This is a genomic window from Pseudolactococcus plantarum (genome assembly GCF_002441715.1).
Lineage (GTDB): Bacteria > Bacillota > Bacilli > Lactobacillales > Streptococcaceae > Pseudolactococcus > Pseudolactococcus plantarum.
The window spans coordinates 61494-80315 of record NZ_JXJX01000007.1 but is presented as its reverse complement, the minus strand read 5'-3'; the positions used below and the strand labels follow the sequence as shown (position 1 = coordinate 80315).

Annotated in this window: 16 protein-coding genes; 6 read left to right on the top strand and 10 right to left on the bottom strand. The window is 37.3% G+C overall.

What is annotated here, in order from left to right:
- Positions 1-3 precede the first annotated feature (3 nt).
- From murQ to RU87_RS05590, 7 genes are all read right to left on the bottom strand, one after another.
- On the bottom strand, positions 4-897 hold the full coding sequence (gene murQ / locus RU87_RS05620) for an N-acetylmuramic acid 6-phosphate etherase (RefSeq protein WP_068162240.1): 894 nt from the start codon (positions 895-897) through the stop codon (positions 4-6).
- Positions 894-1952: a DUF871 domain-containing protein gene (locus RU87_RS05615; protein WP_068162236.1), complete on the bottom strand. Its 1059-nt coding sequence runs from the start codon at positions 1950-1952 to the stop codon at positions 894-896. The genes murQ and RU87_RS05615 overlap by 4 nt, the downstream gene beginning before the upstream one ends.
- A 177-nt stretch (positions 1953-2129) precedes the next feature.
- Complete coding sequence (locus tag RU87_RS05610) at positions 2130-3062, bottom strand: homoserine O-succinyltransferase (RefSeq protein ID WP_068162231.1); 933 nt, start codon at positions 3060-3062, stop codon at positions 2130-2132.
- A 120-nt stretch (positions 3063-3182) separates the two neighbouring features.
- Entirely contained in the window at positions 3183-3779 is a 597-nt protein-coding gene (locus RU87_RS05605; protein WP_068162229.1) for a DUF1054 domain-containing protein, read from the bottom strand.
- A 62-nt stretch (positions 3780-3841) separates the two neighbouring features.
- Entirely contained in the window at positions 3842-5107 is a 1266-nt protein-coding gene (locus RU87_RS05600; RefSeq protein WP_068162204.1) for a dihydroorotase, read from the bottom strand.
- Between the two features lie 39 nt (positions 5108-5146).
- Positions 5147-5779, bottom strand: coding sequence for an orotate phosphoribosyltransferase (gene pyrE, locus RU87_RS05595; protein WP_068162201.1), 633 nt, complete (start codon positions 5777-5779; stop codon positions 5147-5149).
- Between the two features lie 149 nt (positions 5780-5928).
- A complete protein-coding gene (locus RU87_RS05590) occupies positions 5929-7839 on the bottom strand; it encodes an ABC-F family ATP-binding cassette domain-containing protein (RefSeq protein WP_068162198.1) in 1911 nt (636 codons plus the stop codon).
- A gap of 115 nt (positions 7840-7954) precedes the next feature.
- On the opposite strand from RU87_RS05590, the gene RU87_RS05585 reads away from it, so the two are divergent.
- Both RU87_RS05585 and RU87_RS05580 read left to right on the top strand, forming a co-directional pair.
- The gene (locus RU87_RS05585; protein WP_068162195.1) at positions 7955-8614 is read left to right on the top strand and encodes a redox-sensing transcriptional repressor Rex; all 660 of its coding nucleotides are present in this window, start codon (positions 7955-7957) and stop codon (positions 8612-8614) included.
- Between the two features lies 1 nt (position 8615).
- The gene (locus tag RU87_RS05580) at positions 8616-9323 is read left to right on the top strand and encodes a gamma-glutamyl-gamma-aminobutyrate hydrolase family protein (RefSeq protein ID WP_068162190.1); all 708 of its coding nucleotides are present in this window, start codon (positions 8616-8618) and stop codon (positions 9321-9323) included.
- Positions 9324-9417: 94 nt separating this feature from the next.
- On the opposite strand, the gene radC is transcribed toward RU87_RS05580, so the two are convergent.
- Positions 9418-10098, bottom strand: a complete 681-nt coding sequence (radC, locus tag RU87_RS05575; RefSeq protein ID WP_068162184.1) for a RadC family protein — start codon at positions 10096-10098, stop codon at positions 9418-9420.
- Positions 10099-10297: 199 nt separating this feature from the next.
- Between radC and RU87_RS05570 the strand changes: the two genes are divergently transcribed.
- From RU87_RS05570 to RU87_RS05555, 4 genes are all read left to right on the top strand, one after another.
- Positions 10298-11257 carry an ABC transporter permease gene (locus RU87_RS05570; RefSeq protein ID WP_068162181.1) on the top strand — a complete coding sequence of 320 codons (960 nt, stop codon included), beginning with the start codon at positions 10298-10300 and terminating at the stop codon, positions 11255-11257.
- Positions 11254-12210, top strand: coding sequence for an iron chelate uptake ABC transporter family permease subunit (locus RU87_RS05565; protein ID WP_068162178.1), 957 nt, complete (start codon positions 11254-11256; stop codon positions 12208-12210). Before RU87_RS05570 ends, RU87_RS05565 begins: the two co-directional genes overlap by 4 nt.
- Positions 12207-12959, top strand: a complete 753-nt coding sequence (locus tag RU87_RS05560; RefSeq protein ID WP_068162175.1) for an iron ABC transporter ATP-binding protein — start codon at positions 12207-12209, stop codon at positions 12957-12959. The genes RU87_RS05565 and RU87_RS05560 overlap by 4 nt, the downstream gene beginning before the upstream one ends.
- Positions 12960-13020: 61 nt before the next feature.
- Positions 13021-13992 (top strand): siderophore ABC transporter substrate-binding protein, encoded by a 972-nt coding sequence (locus RU87_RS05555; protein ID WP_068162172.1) that lies wholly within the window; start codon positions 13021-13023, stop codon positions 13990-13992.
- A gap of 195 nt (positions 13993-14187) precedes the next feature.
- Here the strand turns inward: RU87_RS05555 and RU87_RS05550 are convergent, their stop codons facing one another.
- Positions 14188-17907: a phosphoribosylformylglycinamidine synthase gene (locus RU87_RS05550; protein ID WP_068162473.1), complete on the bottom strand. Its 3720-nt coding sequence runs from the start codon at positions 17905-17907 to the stop codon at positions 14188-14190.
- 4 nt (positions 17908-17911) lie between these two features.
- Positions 17912-18634: a phosphoribosylaminoimidazolesuccinocarboxamide synthase gene (purC, locus tag RU87_RS05545; protein ID WP_068162169.1), complete on the bottom strand. Its 723-nt coding sequence runs from the start codon at positions 18632-18634 to the stop codon at positions 17912-17914.
- Positions 18635-18822 lie beyond the last annotated feature (188 nt).

Here is an 18822-nt window from a genome sequence, read left to right as displayed (position 1 = left end):
GGATTAATCTAGTGTTTTGCCAACAAAGCCATTGGCGTTAGCTAACTTTTCTCTTCCTGTTTCAGCATTGCAATTCGTCAAAATCATGACAATCGCTAATTTCACATCTTGATTCGCCTCTTCAAATTTTGTTGCTGCCAGCTCATAATCGCACTCAGTTGCTTGCATGATAATACGTTTACTACGCTCTACCAATTTTTTATTGGTTGGTTTCACGTCAACCATCAAGTTGTGATAGACTTTACCGATACCAATCATAGACACAGTAGAAATCATGTTTAAAATCAATTTTTGTGCTGTACCAGATTTTAAGCGAGTAGAGCCTGTTAAAAATTCTGGGCCACAGTCAACTTCGATAGCGATGTCAGCATGATCTGAAATTTCAGCAGTCATATTACAAGACAGGCTAGCGGTTGTTGCACCAACCGATTTAGCATAATCTAGTCCACCAATCACATAAGGTGTCCGACCACTTGCCGCAATACCAACTACCAAATCTTTATCAGTCAAGTCCAAATCTACTAAATCTTGCTGACCAAGTGTTAAGCTATCTTCTGCGCCTTCAACAGCTAGTGTCATGGCTTTATCTCCACCAGCAATCAAGCCGATGACTTGTGTAGCAGGCACGCCAAATGTTGGCACACATTCAGCAGCATCTAATACACCTAAACGCCCACTTGTCCCTGCGCCCATATAAATCAATCGACCACCTTTGTTAAATGCTGTTATCGCTGCTGTTGTAACGGCCTCTATTTCTGGTAAGGCCAATCTTACTGCGTTAGCAACTCCTTGGTCTTCTTGATTCATTTTACTTAAAGCTTCTTGGACACTCATTTGATCAAGATTAAAGGTTTCAGTGTTTCTACGTTCTGTTGTTAATGTTGATAAGTCTATCATTTTTTCGTCTCTTTTTCTATTATAAATTTTTGACCTGCACCGATATAGGCAATTAAGTCGATATCATCATCGATGACATAACCGACTTTATTCACTTTTTTATCTGCAGCTAGATCATGTTTAACAAGTTGTATCTCTCCCATATAACGACCATAATCACAATTATCAATTGTGATGGCACCCACACTTCTCACTACTGTATTTTCTGGTGATATAGATGGTATTGTTTTAAATCGGGCATAGGCACTTCTAATCACATCTCGGGCACTGTCTTGTCTATTTTCATGATCACCTTCAACATATTGAAAATCATCTGTTTGAGCTATCGCTCTTAACATGAGTGTATCATCATGAATAAAACGTTGACATTGTAGACTCGTATACGGTTTTAATCCACCATCTCCAATATAGATATGATCCACACTTAGTTGTTTCATATCAAGTAATGCAGCAAGAGGATGCATCTGTCGATGATCTTCTAATGTAGGCAATGTTTCATATAGCGGCTGCCTAAGTTGGTCATCTCCTGGTACAAAAGCCATCACTGTAAAGCCATTTTGTTTCAAAAAATGATTCTTTTTTAAAAATATTTCTCGTGATAACCCTGTTTCAGGCCTAGGATAGTAATTATGCCACGCTTCAAGATTTTTAAACTCAGCATGGTACTGCCTTAATTCATCAATATCTGCCTGTGTGATTGTACTTGCATTTAAGCTAACAGTCATCGTTTGACTTACTTTGGCAATCGTCTCATTACTGATATGATAGTCCATTCTCAATCCAGTTACACCAACTGATTTTAAGTCATCTAGACGATCAAATGAAAAACCAGATTTTTCTAAAGCATCGCCTGAGATATCAACCATTAAGGTTAACTGATGTGCTTTTGCAAGTTTTCCCAAAACACCTAATCGAGCTTGATATAGACTTGTATCATCTTCTGGAATGTGCATGGAGGTAAATATCCCACCAAACCCATGACTTGCCATTGTGTTAATATAAGATCTGACTCGATCATCTAAATCAGCATTCATAAAAATAGAAAAACCGTACATATTGACCTCCTTAATTGAAATAATATTTCTTAAGTATAAATTTATTATATATAAAATGAATTATAATTTCAATAGTTTTTTGAAAATTAATTACAATTAAATTTTTGTTTCACAATACCATTAGAATTTAAGTATTATCTGAGGTTTCTTTGTAAAAAAAAAACACGTTTAACGTGTTCACAAATTATAGTATTCGTATTTTGCTAATTTACGCAAATCATATGGTGTATCTTGATAGACTGCATAATTTAACCAATTTGAAAAGAAGAGACTCGCAGCGCTAGACCAATTCATCTTGGGCGTTTGACTCGGATCATCATGAGGATAATAATGTTCAGGTATCTGTTCACTCTCACCATTAGCCTTATCTCTTTGGTACTCAAAATCAAGTGTCAAGCGATCATACTCTAGATGACCAAAACTGTAGACCTCTCGTAGATTTTTTTTGGCTGCAATTGACAAACCTGTTTTATCGCCAACTGATAAAATGTCGAAATCTTGCGGGAGTTCTACACTAAAGTTCTCTGTACTACGTGAATGTGGGCTAAAAAATTCATCATCAAACCCTCTAAACAAGACGTGTTTAGGATTCTCTACGCTTTGTTGATAGACACCCCAAAGCTTTTGTGACAACTTATGTTTTGGTATCCCATACCTTGCATATAACCCTGCTTGTGCCCCCCAACAGATGTGCAGTGTAGAATAAACATGAGACCTAGACCAATCTAGTAGATCTTTTAACTCATCCCAGTAATCAACTGCTTCAAAAGCTAAATTCTCAACTGGTGCGCCAGTCACAATCATCCCATCATAGAATTCTGTCTCAATTTCATCAAATCGTTTATAAAATGTATCCAGATGATTTTGTGTGATATTTTTGGATTTATGACTAGTCATTTGTAAAAAATCAACATTTATTTGTAGTGGCGTATTAGATAATAACGCTAAAATCTGACTTTCGGTCACCATTTTTCGCGGCATAAGATTGACCACTAAAATTTTAAGTGTTCTAATATCTTGTTGATTGGCTCTATCTTCATCCATGACAAAGATGTTGTCAGCTTCTAATTGTTTAACAGCTGGTAATTGGCTATTCACTTTTACTGGCATCCTATACCTCCTATAGTTAATCACATAATTATAGTTTAACATCTTTATTCATAGTTTAAAACTATAAGTAACCTATAGTTACTTATAAAATTTGGCTATAAAAAAACTATAAATAGTTTTTTAGTCTGTTAATTGATTTAATTGTTGATAAATTGGAAATAAAGTTTCAAATGTTTCAAGAATATATTGCGTAGGATCTTCCTGCCATATCTTAGAGTGTCTTGGGATTACACGGCCAACCTCAAACTCACCTTTTTTGACATTGTATAAGCGGTCAATCGCAGCGTCTACCCCCTCAGTGACTGAAAAATAGTCTGGTTTTGTATGGTCGATAGAGTAGATGAAGTCCTCAGGAAATGTATGATGACTTGCCAGATATGTCGCATAAGTTTGTTTAGGCTTTGGATTATCAATGATAGATAAATACATAAAGACATAATCTTGCCAGATACCCAACTGCAAATGAGCTTGCGACTTATAGCCTCTTTTATTATCAGATATCGCCGACCATGTACTTTCAGGCGCGTACCGTGAGCGTCTTCTATGTTGTGCAATATGTACAAAGCTCTCTTCACCGGTATAGGCTGTTAATCGCTTAGCTACTTCTGTCATAATATCAGAAAAAATAGGTTGAATTTTAGCACGAATTTCTACCATTCTAGCATCTAGACCTTCAACATCAAAGACGTCAAAAGACTGCTCATCAAAACATTTCATTTCACTATATCCTTTTTACTTTGTTACTAGCGTATCTCCCAAAGAGAAAGTTACTCATCTGTTTATGCCTGATAAACAATCTGACCATCGCAAATCGTATGCGTAATGATCCCTTGTAGTGTTTCTCCCACAAATGGTGAATTACTAGCTTTTGAAGCGAAATCATTGCTAACCACGGCAGATTTTTCTGCATCAAAAATCACTAAATCAGCTGGTCCACCTACTGCAATGTAGCCTGCATCAAACGCATAGAGGTTTGCAGGGTTAACAGTCATTTTTTCAAGTAATGCCATCAATGTTAAGTGACCAGGCGCTACTAGATGTGTGAGACCAAGTGATAGAGATGTTTCTAACCCAGTCATACCTGATGGTGCCTTAGTGATTGCTTGGTCTTTTTCAGCAAGTGTGTGTGGTGCATGGTCTGTCGCAATGACATCAATCGTACCATCTTGCAAGCCAACGATTAATTTTGCAATATCTGACTCACGTCGCAGTGGCGGATTTAATTTAGCCATCGTGTTGTGTGTCAAGATAGCATTTTCAGTAATCGAAAAATGCTGTGGTGTGACTTCTGCAGTGACATTAGCACCTAGTGATTTTGCAAATCTAACAACATCCACAGATTCTCCTGCAGATAAATGTTGAAAATGCACACGCGCTTTAGTGTCTAACGCCAACATTGCATCACGCGCTACCATACTATACTCAGATACTGTTGGCGCACCTGTTACACCACATTTGTGCGCTATAGCGCCATCGTTGATACCCAAAACGTCTGTCAACTGGGGATCTTCTTCATGTAAAGATAAAACTGTATCATTAGCTACTGCTAATCGCATTGCTTCACGGACTTTAGAGGCATCTGTAAACGGTATCCCATCATCCGAAAAGCCTACGGCTCCTGCTTTGAGCAGAGACTCAAAATCTGTTAGTGTTTGACCATCAAACTTATCAGTAATCGTTGCAACACTTTTAATATGAATATCTTCACGTGCTGCAGACTCTAAAACTTCTGTTAGTGTTTCAACAGTTGAGACAGTAGGATTTGTATTTGCCATCATCACAACTGTCGTAAATCCACCTCTTGCAGCAGCGAGTGATCCAGTATGTATATCTTCTTTGTGCGTCTGTCCAGGCTCTCTAAAATGAACATGCACATCAATTAATCCCGGAGCAATCACTTTACCAGTCGCATCAATGATTTTAGCATCTTCAGCTGATAAATTTTCACCGATTTCAATAATCTTGTCATCTTCAATTAAAAGATCACAAACTGCATCAAATTGTGTTTTAGGATCTATAAGTCGTCCATTTTTTATGAGTATCATGATAGGCTCTTTCTATATTGGATAGGCGTTATTATTGACTTAATCTTGCCAAGTTACTTGGTTTTCTTTAAATTTTTTCAGTAATTGTAACTCATCTGCATTAACATAACCAATGACTTTAGCAATTTCGATCAAATCAGAGTAGTTTGATAACGTAATCAAAGGTAGATTCGCTTTTTCAAAGTTCTCAATCCCACGTGGTAATTCATATGTGAAAATTGCTGCAACACCTAAAACATCTGCACCTTCTCGGCGTGCTGCTTCAGCAGTACCAATAACTGACCCACCAGTTGAAATCAAATCTTCAATGATGACCATTTTTTGATTTTTAACAATCCGGCCTTCTATTTGATTACCAGCACCATGATCTTTAGCTTTAGCACGAATATAAACCATCGGTAAATCTAGGATTTCAGCTACCCATGCTGCATGAGGGACGCCTCCGGTAGCAGCACCTGCAATAACCTCTACATCTGGAAATTCAGCACGAATACGCGCAGCAAATCCTTCAGCAATTCTACGGCGTACTTCTGGATAAGAAATCGTAATCCTATTATCTGTATAAATAGGAGACTGAATACCACTTGCCCATGTAAAAGGGTCTTTAGGCTGTAAAAAAACCGCCTTGATATCTAGTAAATCCTTGGCAATATCACGTGATAAATTTTGCATAATGTTCTCTCTTTCAAATTTTAATCTCATATTATTTTATCATAAATAAACACGATTTTTATGACTATATCTAGATATCCTTTACGCACTGCGCAAGATATCTAGCAAACGCTAGTCAACTGGAACAGAACTACCCCAGCAGATATGACTTAATCGCCAAGTTCTTCTGACTTTTCAAGCCATGATTCTTCAGCCATGTCTTTATCATGCATCACAGTATCTAAGGTCTGTTGGAGCTTATTTAAGGCTTCAAAGTCCTCAGATGCCGCTATCATCTCTGTATGCAGCTGATGAATTTTCTCATCCAGCTGGCTGAGTTTTTTTTCTAATTCAGCCACTTCTCTGCTCAGTTTTCTACGAAGTTTCTGATCTAATTTAGATTCTTGATAGCTAGTCGATTTGGTTGGGATGCTAACTTCAATCGCTGTACTCTCCTCCAACATCTCAAGTTCAGCTTCTTCAGCTTTTTTTTCAAGATAATAATCATAATCTCCCAAGTAAAGGCGACTACCTTCAGCAGATATCTCTAATACTTTATCTGCAACTCGGTTAATAAAATACCGGTCATGACTGACAAATAAAAGTGTCCCATCAAAATCGATTAAAGCATTTTCTAATACTTCTCGGCTATCAATATCTAAGTGGTTAGTGGGCTCATCTAACACTAGACAATTATCGTTTTCCATCGATAATTTAGCCAATAACAGTCTTGCCTTTTCACCACCAGACAACATCCCAACGACTTTTTTGACATCTTCACCTGAAAAGAGAAAAGCACCAAGGCGATTTCTAATCTCTACTTCTGGTGTTAATGTGTGTGCTTGCCAGAGTTCTTCAATGACCGTATTCGAAGCTGTCAAATCTCGTTGTTCTTGATCATAGTACCCCATCATGACATTACTACCTTGCTTAATCTCCCCATCGATCAAGTCATGTTTACCAACGATTGATTTGATTAGCGTGGACTTTCCTATCCCATTAGGCCCTACAATTGCAATCGCATCATATTTACGGACATCAAGATTAATCGGACTAGCAAGCACTTGTTTGTCATAACCAATCGCACCGTCAGTGACGCTCAATACAACATTTCCAGATACAATAGCTGGAGAAAAAGTAAAATGCGCTGATTTGTCTTGTCCCACTGGTTGATCTAGTCGGTCCATTTTTTCAAGTTGTTTACGTCTAGACTGGGCACGTTTTGTCGTTGAAGCACGAACAAGATTGCGATTCACAAAGTCTTCTAAACTGGCAATTTCTTTTTGCTGTTTCTCGTATTGTTTGGCTTGAGATGCAACTTTCTCAGCTTTTAGATCAATATATCGGCTATAGTTACCTGCATATTTGTCTAATTTTCCACGAGATAATTCTAAGGTTTCAGTCGTGACTTTATCTAAAAAATAGCGATCATGACTGACGATTAAGATCGCACCCTTATAGTTTTTCAAGTAGTTTTCTAACCACAGTAAAGTATCAATATCAAGGTGATTGGTTGGTTCATCCAAGATAAGCAGTTGAGGATTTTCAAGTAAGATTTTCGCTAGAGCTAATCTCGTCTTCTGACCACCTGATAAACTTGCTACCTGACGAGTCCAAAACGATTGGTCAAATTTAAACCCATTTAACACATTCTTGATATCAGATTCATAAGTAAAGCCTTTATTTTGTCGAAATGATTCTGTTGCTGTATCATAACGCGTCATCAAACTATCTAATGCGTCGCCAGATAACTCACCCATCTCAGCTTCCATCTGGCGTAAGGCCTTTTCTTGAGCAATCTGCTCTTTAAACACACTTAACATCTCGTCATATATGCTCAGATCAGATGAAAACGCTTGTTCTTGAGCCAAATAAGACATGCTCAAATTTTTAGTTTTTGATACCTCACCGCGACTCGCACTCTCTACACCTGCTATTATTTTTAATAACGTAGATTTACCAGCACCATTGCGACCCACAAGAGATACACGTGAATTATCTTGTATTGTAAAATTTATATTTTCAAATAATATATCTGCACCAAAAGTTCGCGCAATATTGTTTCCTTGTAGTAAAATCATATATTTATTCTATCATAAATAACCGTTTTTATCTAACCGCCGAGCAATTTGTTTGACAACTTCACAAACATTTGGTAATATATTCACAAAATACTTTATGGGGGTGCCATTGATCATGGTCGTAACAAAATTTAATGAAGAGTTACCGAAGGCTACAGCGAAACGATTACCACAATACTATCGTATTTTTAAGCAACTTGTGGCAGATAAAGTAGACCGCACAAATTCTCAAGAGATTGCTAAAAAGCTGGGCGTTGATTCAGCGACTGTTAGACGAGATTTCTCACTTTTTGGTGAACTGGGGCGACGTGGATATGGCTATGATACAGTTGCTTTACGTAACTTTTTTAGTAATTTATTAGGCGATTCAGCTGAAACAAATATTGCACTTGTTGGTGTAGGTAATCTAGGACGTGCTTTGATTCATTATCGTTTTCATGATCGAAATAAGATGAGAATCACACAAGCTTATGATGTGGCAGGTAATCCTCTTGTAGGCACTAAAACTGAAGATGGTGTGCCTGTTTATAATATTTCTGATATTAAGAAGAATCTGGCAGACACAAATATTGAGACGGCAATCATCTCAGTTCAAAGTGACCGTGCACAAGAAGTTGCCGATATTTTAATAGATGCTGGGATTAAAGGCATCTTAAATTTCACACCAAGACGATTAGAAGTTAGCGATGATATCACTGTACAATCAGTTGATTTGACTAGTGAATTGCAAACCCTTCTATTCTTTATGCAAGATAAGAAAGCATCAAATCAGTAATATGACAAATTTACAACCTATCATAGGTGTTGCCGCAAACGAAAGACGAGATGCTGGTACTGATATGGGTAATATGGCCATTTCATACAACCCTTCAGGCTACATCAAAGCTGTACAACTCGTTGGTGGCTTACCTCTCATGATCCCCATAGGAGATCCGACAAATGCCAAGCGTTATGTATCCATGATTGACAAACTCATCTTGGCAGGTGGGCAAAATGTCGCACCTGAATTTTATGGCGAAGTTGAAACGATTGAATCTGTTGACTACAATCGTGAGCGTGACGCTTTTGAAATTGCCCTTGTCAACGAAGCAATCAAGCAAAACAAACCGATTATAGGTGTCTGTCGTGGTATGCAACTCGTAAATGTTGCCCTAGGTGGTTCACTAAACCAACATACACCAAATCATTGGCAGAAATTACCGAGTACCAAAATATCACATGATGTGATGATCAAAAAACATTCACCACTGGATCAGGTATACGGTTTACGTGCACACGTTAATTCATTTCATCGTCAAAGTATTAAAAAAATTGCACCACAGTTATCAGTCATCGCTACGTCTATCGGTGATCATGTTATAGAAGCTGTTCAATCTCACGATCCTGCCATCCGTTTTCTAGGTGTGCAATGGCACCCAGATTTTATGTATAATGTACGCCCAGAAGATTTAGGATTTTTTAGATATGCAGTCTTTAATCTATAACTTCATATCGTGACTATCATCAACTCAAAACGACCTATTATCTTTTTAATACGTCGTTTTTTTATGAGTAAGCTCGTGTAAAACTAAACTAAATTTAGGATAACAGCGCATGCTCTTGGAATGAAAAATAACAGTTATCACCAATGATTAAATGATCGACAAACTGAATTCCCATAAGATCACAAGCAGCCGCAATCTGCTGAGTAAAAACCAGATCTGCCTCGGATGGTTTAGGATCTCCAGAAGGATGGTTATGCGCAACGAGGATACTAACTGCTAATGTTTTAACAGCAAAGTGTAGAATCTCTCTAGGATTTGCTGTGGATGAATTAACTGTGCCCACGAAAATCGTTTTTTTCTTGATAATTTTATGTTTACCATCTAGATAAACAGCGATAAGATGCTCCTGGTCAAAGTCTGACATCTCATCACTTAAGCCATCCGCAAATTCTCTAGATCCTGTAATTTTCCCATATCTAGTTCTCTCAGTAGTCTGAATCCTTTTACCAAGCTCTATCATCGCTCTGATCTCCACTGCTTTTGTTATTCCTATGCCTGATATCGTCATCAGCTCCTCTATACTGGCACGTCTAAAACTTTCCAATGTCACAAAGTGTTTTAAAAGCTTTCCAGCTAACTCTACTACAGAAATCTTTGGGGTACCAGTTCGCAGTAATATGGCTAGTAATTCTTGGTCAGAAAGAGACACTTCTCCAAACAGCATCAAGCGTTCTCTTGGTAACATCGGATAATCTGCTTCTATAATCTCATACATCGTTTTTCACCTCTTATCTATATACGAAAATATTAGGTCTATAACTTTGTTTTTTTCATAATATTCAGAAACTATTGTAAATCTCGATATTTTATGATTTAATTATAAATGTCAAAACTTTTTGACATACAAAAAATATAAGTAGAGGCCTCTACTTGATAAGATACAAAAAAAAGAAATTGAGTCGAAAGGAAATATCATGTTAAAAAAAATAATCTTGATAATCTTCTTTATCGGACTCATTTTTTCATCTATTTTTATAGGATTAGTTGACGTGCCACCTTTTGATATCAATACTTGGACAAGTCAGCAACATCTTGTGTTACTCGCTTCTAGATTACCTAGAACAATCAGCTTAATGCTTGCTGGAGCAAGTGTCAGCGTATCAGGTCTTATGATGCAAAATATCATGCAAAATAAATTCGTATCCCCTAATACTATTGGCACTTTAGATAGTGCTAAACTAGGCATCGTCTTTGTCATGATCTGCTTACCTCATGCGAATAGCTTAACAAAAATGGGCATTGCCTTCATTTTTGCCTTTCTAGGGACCTTGTTATTTTTACTCGTCTCTCGTTATGTGGTGAGTAAGTCTAATATCATGTTGCCACTAATTGGCATCATGTTTGGTAATATTATCGGCAGTATTGCGAGTTTCTTTGCTTTTCAATATCAACTCATGCAAAACATGACCTCTTGGTTGCAAGGTAACTTCTCCATCGTCATGCGTGGCTCTTATGAGCTACTTTATCTGTCAGTTCCCTTATTCATCTTAATTTATGTGTTTGCCTATCAATTTACGATCATAGCCACTGGTCAAGAAATGACAACAAACTTAGGGATTTCATATGAAAAGATGCGGTTATTTGGGGTTGCTATTGTTGCTTTAACATCAAGTATCGTACTGGTCAGTATCGGTAGTATCCCATTTTTAGGGATTGTTGTGCCAAACCTTGTCACCTTAAAATTTGGTGATCAGATGAAAAAAAATCTACCGCTGACTGCTTACTTTGGCGCTACCTTTCTCATCATCTGTGATATTATAGGTCGAACAATTATTGCACCTTATGAAATTTCAACTAGTTTGATTGTTGGCATCTTGGGTAGTATCTGCTTTATAGGGCTATTACTAAAAGAAGGACGAGGACAAAGGGGATGAAACGTCAATTAACCTATCTATTTTTGATCGTGGCGATCATCGCTATCTGTGCCTTGTTTTTGACCTACCATACGTTTGGTAATCTCGAGTTCGCACTTAGCTTACGTTTAAAAAAACTACTAGGCTTTATTATCGTTGGTATCGCGTGTAGCTTTGCCACGATTAGCTTTCAAACACTCACACAAAATAGATTATTAACGCCTACAATCCTAGGGATGGATTCGCTCTATGTCATGCTACAAACGCTATCTATCTTTATCCTAGGTACACATAACTTAGCCTCTCTTTCTAGCCTTGGTAACTTTTTCTTATCTATCGCTTTGATGATGTCAGTCAGCACAGTCTTATCGTTTTCTCTGCTAAAAAAGTTTAAACATAACTTATTTCTATTCTTGATGATTGGTATGATTCTGGGCACTTTTTTTGGCAATATCAGTAGCTTTTTACAAGTTTTACTTGATCCAAATGAATATGATCACTTGCAAGCTAAACTCTTTGCTAGTTTCAGTAATGTTAAGGCAGATCATCTGCTCATAGCAGCTATCATGGTGGGCCTAATTTGCCTATTTTTATGGTGGTTAGCTCCTCAACTAGATATCTTACTTCTCGGTAATGACCATGCAATCAATCTTGGCATTGAGCTTAAGAACTTACAGCTAATGAGCCTACTCGCTATTTCTGCCTTAGTTGGGATTTCTACTGCCTTGGTTGGACCAACAAGTTTTCTAGGCTTTATCGTTGCCACAATCAGCTACCAAGTAGCTAAAACCTACAGACATCGCACGCTCTTTTTGACTGGTAGTTTCATCGCTATCTTATTGCTAGTATTTGGTGAATTTTTAGTGGAACATATCTTTAGCTTTAATACAACATTAAATATTATTATCGAATTTACTGGTGGGTGCTATTTTATCGGTCAACTACTATATAAGAGAAATGGACATACAAGATGAAAATAGAAGGGCTATCCAAGTCTTTTGGTAAAAAAACAATTTTAGATGAGATTGATTTAACAATCAAAAAAGGTAAATTAACAGCTTTTATCGGCCCTAATGGTGCTGGAAAATCAACACTCCTGACAACCATGAGCAGATTAATCGCGACAGAAACAGGAGCAATCTATCTCAATGGACAAGATTTGAAATCTTTTAAAACTCGAGAATTATCACAGCAGTTGTCTATTTTAAAACAGATGAATCATTTGAATATGAACATCACTGTTTACGAATTGGTTGCTTTTGCAAGATTTCCTTATAGTAAAGGGAATCTAACGCCAACTGACAAAGATAAAATCAAGTTATCTATTGCGCAACTTGGCTTAACTGAGTTAGCACAAGAAAATATTCAGACGCTTTCAGGCGGTCAACTACAGCGTGCTTATATCGCTATGATATTAGCACAAGATACTGAGTTTATTCTACTGGATGAACCATTGAATAATTTAGATATGAACTTCGCTGTTCAAATGATGCAATTACTTCAAACCCTAGTCACAAAATATGGTAAAACAGTGATTATCGTTTTACATGACATTAATTTTGCGGCTAGTTTTGCAGATGAGATTGTTGCCATGAAATCTGGTAAAATTTTTGCCCATGATGAGACATCTCATATCATTAAAGAAGAGATTTTAAATCCTTTATACGATATGTCCATTCGTATCAAAGAAATAGATGGCAAGAAATTCTGTCTCTATTTTTAATACACATACACAAACACTATTAATCACTTAACACATTATATTAATTAAAGGAAACCTATATATGAAATTTAGTAAATTAATCACTGTTTTTGCAGGTGCACTTGTTGTCACAACATTACTTGTTGCTTGTGGCACTAAAAAAGAGAGTAACGCTGACAACGCTAAACAATCACAGACAACAAAATCTGAACCTAAAAAAATTGAGGTGACAGATGCTAAAGGTAAAAAACTAACTGTCCCAACACACCCTAAGAAAGTCGTTGTATTTGATAATGGCTCACTCGATACTATCAACGCACTTGGTGAAGGTAAATCAGTCGCTGCTGTAGCGCTTAAAAACTTACCACCTTATTTAAGTGAATTCAAATCAGTTGAGAGTGCGGGCGGTTTGAAAGAACCAGATTTAGAAAAAATAAATGCTGTACAGCCTGATCTCATCATTATTTCTGCGCGTCAAGAAAGCTTCAAAAAAGACTTAGAAAAAATTGCACCTGTCCTATACCTAGGAGTAGATAATGCTAAAGTTTGGGAGTCTACTAAAGCTAACATCATGACACTTGCTAATATCTATGGTAAAGAAACTGAGGCAACTAAACAAGTTGAGACGTTAGAAAAAAATATAGCTGCGGTTAAAGAGAAAGCCCAAAAAGCTAACCTATCTACATTAACTGTCCTATCAAATGAAGGTCAATTAGCTGCTTTTGGTCCAGGATCTCGCTATGCAATCGTTAACGATGTCTTTGGTTTTAACTCAGTAGATAAAACAATCAAAGCCTCAACACATGGGCAACAAGTATCTTATGAATATGTACTTGAAAAAAATCCAGACGTACTCTTTGTTGTCGATAGAACTAAAGCACTTAGTGGTAAAACAACAGAAACACTCGTTGCAAGTAATGAACTCGTTAAACAAACGAATGCAAGTAAAAATAAAAAAGTCATCGATCTTGATCCTACTCTCTGGTATTTAAGTGGTGGTGGGCTTCAATCAACACAACTCATGCTTGATGGTGTAGCAAAAGCATTAGACTAACAATAAAAAAAGCATCGAAGCTGATGCTTTTTTTATTGTCTTGAAAACACTACTTAGTGCATGATACATGAGTCCATCACTCCTATCGTTTTACTATCTTTGTGTACTGAATGCGTATTACTTGGTAATAAAATTAGACCAAAAAAGAAAAAAGACAATCATCAGATTGTCTTTTTCATCTAGCATATCTACTTGTTATGCCTTAGCTTTAAAATAAGCGACTGCACTTTCAAATAATTTTTGATCTTTATTCCCTGGTATGTTTTTAAATAAGCCAGATTCGTAACGTTCAGAATGTCCCATCTTACCTAGAATTTGACCATTTTTACTAATGATTCCTTCTATTGCACCTACTGATCCATTCGGATTATAGGCAGAATCCATAGTCGCATTACCATTAAAATCAACATACTGTGTAATGATTTGACCATTTTTGTTTAGCTCATCAAACATTTCTGGTGTCACAACAAACTTACCTTCACCATGAGACATTGGGATGGCATGAATATCGCCGACTGAAACCTTAGACAACCATGGTGAGTTGGTATTCACAATTTTTGTTTCAACCATTTTGGCCACGTGTTGATTGGCATCGTTATAGAAAAGTGTAGGAGAGTCATTGGTTAATTGATCAAATTCACCATAAGGTAGCAGACCTGATTTGACGAGTGCTTGGAATCCATTACAGATGCCTAAAATCAAGCCACCACGCGCGATAAACGCATCAATTGCGGCTTTAACCTCAGCATTTAATAAGATATTAACGATGAACTTAGCTGAGCCATCTGGTTCGTCAGCTGCTGAGAATCCACCTGCAAACATCAGAATGTTTGCTTTAGCGATGTGTGCAACCATCTCTTTTATAGATGCTGCTATCGCCATTGTTTTAAATGGTACAATTTCAGCTACCGCACCAGCTGCTTCAAACGCTTTCGCTGTATCATACTCACAGTTCGTACCTGGAAATACAGGTATATAAACAACAGGCTTCTCAACAACTTGGCTTGGCTTAATTTGCGAGTTTGAAGGAGTTGTTGCAACTACTGCCAATTCTTGAGATTGTTCAAATAACGTTGGATAGACTGTAGCTAATGGACGCTCAAAACTATCTTGTAACTCACTAGCTGATAGCACAACGCCATTAATCGTCAACTCATAAGCTGCAGTTGTCTTTCCAATTGCTTGTAGTTCAGAGATCTCATCAGGTGATGTGACAATAAACCCAGCATACTGCGCTTTAATCACGTCACCAATATTCGCAATCTCAACAGTTGCACCAAGGCGATTACCAAATGTCATCAATCCTATGGCTTCGCCAAATCCACCAGCTTTAGTAGAGATGGCTGCCGTGATGTCATACTTTTCTTGCAACTGAGAAACTAAGTTAAAGTTCGCTTTCACACGTTCCCAATCAATCGTATCAGCAATCGATACACCAGGAATGTAGTAGATATATTCATCTGCCGCTTTAAATTCTGGTGATAAGATACGATCAGCTTCAGATGTTGTCACACCAAATGCGATCAAGGTCGGTGGCACTGTCAACTCTTCAAACGTCCCACTCATAGAATCCTTACCACCAATAGATGGTAAGCCTAATTGTTCTTGTGCTTCGATAGAGCCTAGTAAGGCAGCAAGTGGTTTACCAAACCTTTCAGCTTGTTTATCCATACGCTCAAAATATTCTTGATAAGAAAAACGTGCTTTAGTCCAATCACTATTTGTTGCGACCAAACGAGCAGTCGCTTCAATCACAGCATATGCTGCACCGTGATAAGGTGACCATGATGCAATCTCAGGATTATAGCCATGAGATAAGAGCGATACAGTATTGGTCACACCAGTTAAGACTGGTAATTTTTGGACAGAACTTTCAGCAGGCGTTAGCTGATAACGTCCCCCGATCGGCTGAATCACTGTCGAGCGACCAATTGAACTATCAAAAATAGTTTGTAACCCTTTTTGAGAAGCAAAATTCATATCAGAGAATAACTGCGTCAAGTCTTCAGATAACTGTTCAGTACTTGTTGTTTGGTTAAACGGTACTGCTAGATCCGAATCTACTACCGTTGCATCAACAACGACTCTGACACCATTAGTATCAAGGAATGAGCGTTCGATATCAACGATTGTTTTGCCTTTCCAAACCATCGTGAGGTTAGCTTTTTCAGTTACCTCTGCAACTTGAATGGCCAAGATATTTTCTTTCTCACATTCCGCGATGAATTGGGCAACATCTTGCGATGCAACGACAACTGACATCCGTTCTTGAGATTCTGAGATCGCTATTTCAGTTCCTGAAAGGCCTTGATATTTTAAAGGCACTTTATCGAGATCAATTTTTACACCATCAGCTAATTCGCCAATCGCGACACAGACACCACCCGCACCAAAGTCATTAGATTTCTTAACCAGTTGTGTTACTTTAGGATTTCTAAACAATCTTTGGATTTTGCGTTCTTCTATGGCATTACCTTTTTGTACTTCTGCACCTGCTGTTTCAACAGTTTCTTTTGTTTGTACTTTAGATGATCCAGTTGCACCACCTACACCATCACGACCAGTTTTGCCACCAAAAATCACAATCGCATCGCCAGCCTCAGGTTTTAATCGTAGGACATTTTCTTTAGGTGCAGCACCTACCACAGCACCAGTTTCTAAGCGTTTAGCCACGAATCCTGGATGGAAATATTCTTTAACGTAAGTCGTCGCAAGACCGATTTGGTTACCATATGAGCTATAGCCATGAGCTGCGCCTTTAGAAATCACTTGTTGTGGTAACTTACCAGTTCGTGTATCTGAGATTGGCGCCGTAATATCGCCAGCACCCGTAATACGCATCGCCTGATAAACATACGCACGACCTGACAGAGGATCACGAATCGCACCACCAATACAAGTTGAGGCACCACCAAACGGTTCGATCTCTGTAGGATGATTATGCGTTTCATTTTTAAACATAAGCAACCAAGGCTCTTTAACACCATCAACATCAACTGCTATTTCAACACTACAAGCATTGATTTCATCAGATACTTCCATGTCATCTAAGCGACCATTCGCACGTTCAAAACGCCCAAAAATCGTCGCCAATTCCATTAATGTCGTTGGTTTTGCTTCACGTTTTAAGTCTTTTCGCATCATCAGATATTTATCATATGTCGCTTGAAGTTGTGTTGCAAATTTTGATTTTGAGAAATCAATCGATTTTAGTTCAGTTTCAAATGTTGTATGACGTGTGTGATCACTCCAGTAAGTATCTAATACTTTCAACTCAGTCTCAAAAGGATCTCTCTTCACTTGTTTGAAGTAATCTTGAATCCATAACAAATCAGCTACTTCCATTGCTAACGCATAGCTAGTGTGTAAAGCTATGATGTCGCTTTCGCTAAAGTTAATAAATCCGTCTAATACAGGGATTTCATCTGTTTTATCTGCAATTGGTTCATCATGAATAGCTAGTGTGATATCTTTAAAACGTGAATCAACACTGTTTAGCTGATAATGCTTGATTTGCTCAAATTCATGATCTGCTAATGAGTCATTTAATAAGTATAATTGGGCTGTTTTGACACTTGCCTCTTGATCAGCACCTAACAAAAATAATGCTTCTTGTGCAGAACTCGCACGCTGATCAAATTGTCCAGGTAATGCTTCAATCGCAAAAAACTTACTGTCTACAAGCGCTTGTTGAATTGCTTGTTCGCTTAAAATATCATCTGTCACATGCTCAGAAAAAATGGTTCTCTCAGCAGTCGCTAACAACTCATCTGCAACATGAAACACATCATAAACTTGTACAATCTTCACTGATGTTAAAGTTTTCAGTTGTAGATTGTGTTGCAATTCACGCAATAATGACTGATTTTTTACATTGAACTCAGGTTTTTTAGCAACAAAAATACGTTTTTTCACGAAATTATTTCCCCTCAAATTTTGTTTGTAAGTCATCAAGTACACGTTGATAAATTGGGATAATATCACCTAAATCACGACGGTAAATATCTTTATCTACATGGTTATTGTCTGCATCCCAAAGGCGTGACGTATCTGGAGAAATCTCATCTGCTAAAATAATACGACCATCAGGTAATCTACCAAATTCAAGTTTGAAATCAATTAATTTAAGCTCAATCTGAGAGAAAAGCTCAGTCAATACTGCACCAACTGCTAATGCTTTTTCTTTTAAAATCGCAATTTCTTCATCTGTCGCAATTTCTAGGAATTTCACGTGTTCATCATTTATAAATGGGTCATCTAATGCATCATTTTTATAATAAAATTCAACAAGAGGTGTTTTAAATTTAATCCCTTCTGCTAAATCAAAGCGTTTTGAAAAAGAGCCAGCCGTATAATAGCGGACAACGACTTCTAAGGGGATAATCTCTACTTTAGTATTTAATTGTTCGGTTTTAGAAATTTGTTTAACAAAATGAGTCTCGATACCATGTCGATTCAATTCACGAAAAATGAGGCTTGTAATTTGATTGTTCAAGGCTCCTTTACCTGAAATTTGATCTTTCTTTTTACCATTTAATGCTGTAGCTTGATCTTTATACTCAGCAATGACTAGTTGCTCATCATCGGTACTATAAATATTTTTTGCCTTGCCTTCATACATTAACAGCTTTTTGTCACTCATTTTATTCTCCTATTTTTAAAGTTATATGACATCATCTTAGATTTTTATTATTTATCCAAGTATTATATGACTATCATAACTTACCTAGACCTAAAAAGAACAAAAAAACTGCCAGTTTATAGCAGTTTCCACCTTAATGTTCGGATTATAATCCCATATCGATAGGTTCAATCAGAAATTGATTGTCA

Bases quoted from the DNA above. Each gene is read 5' to 3' on its own strand.
- RU87_RS05615 (WP_068162236.1), bottom strand. From the start codon at position 1,952: ATGTACGGTTTTTCTATTTTTATGAATGCTGATTTAGATGATCGAGTC.
- purC (WP_068162169.1), bottom strand. From the start codon at position 18,634: ATGAGTGACAAAAAGCTGTTAATGTATGAAGGCAAGGCAAAAAATATT.
- RU87_RS05580 (WP_068162190.1), top strand. From the start codon at position 8,616: ATGACAAATTTACAACCTATCATAGGTGTTGCCGCAAACGAAAGACGA.
- pyrE (WP_068162201.1), bottom strand. From the start codon at position 5,779: ATGCAAAATTTATCACGTGATATTGCCAAGGATTTACTAGATATCAAG.
- RU87_RS05565 (WP_068162178.1), top strand. From the start codon at position 11,254: ATGAAACGTCAATTAACCTATCTATTTTTGATCGTGGCGATCATCGCT.
- RU87_RS05610 (WP_068162231.1), bottom strand. From the start codon at position 3,062: ATGCCAGTAAAAGTGAATAGCCAATTACCAGCTGTTAAACAATTAGAA.
- RU87_RS05590 (WP_068162198.1), bottom strand. From the start codon at position 7,839: ATGATTTTACTACAAGGAAACAATATTGCGCGAACTTTTGGTGCAGAT.
- murQ (WP_068162240.1), bottom strand. From the start codon at position 897: ATGATAGACTTATCAACATTAACAACAGAACGTAGAAACACTGAAACC.
- RU87_RS05605 (WP_068162229.1), bottom strand. From the start codon at position 3,779: ATGAAATGTTTTGATGAGCAGTCTTTTGACGTCTTTGATGTTGAAGGT.
- RU87_RS05570 (WP_068162181.1), top strand. From the start codon at position 10,298: ATGTTAAAAAAAATAATCTTGATAATCTTCTTTATCGGACTCATTTTT.
- RU87_RS05600 (WP_068162204.1), bottom strand. From the start codon at position 5,107: ATGATACTCATAAAAAATGGACGACTTATAGATCCTAAAACACAATTT.
- RU87_RS05585 (WP_068162195.1), top strand. From the start codon at position 7,955: ATGGTCGTAACAAAATTTAATGAAGAGTTACCGAAGGCTACAGCGAAA.
- RU87_RS05555 (WP_068162172.1), top strand. From the start codon at position 13,021: ATGAAATTTAGTAAATTAATCACTGTTTTTGCAGGTGCACTTGTTGTC.
- RU87_RS05560 (WP_068162175.1), top strand. From the start codon at position 12,207: ATGAAAATAGAAGGGCTATCCAAGTCTTTTGGTAAAAAAACAATTTTA.
- radC (WP_068162184.1), bottom strand. From the start codon at position 10,098: ATGTATGAGATTATAGAAGCAGATTATCCGATGTTACCAAGAGAACGC.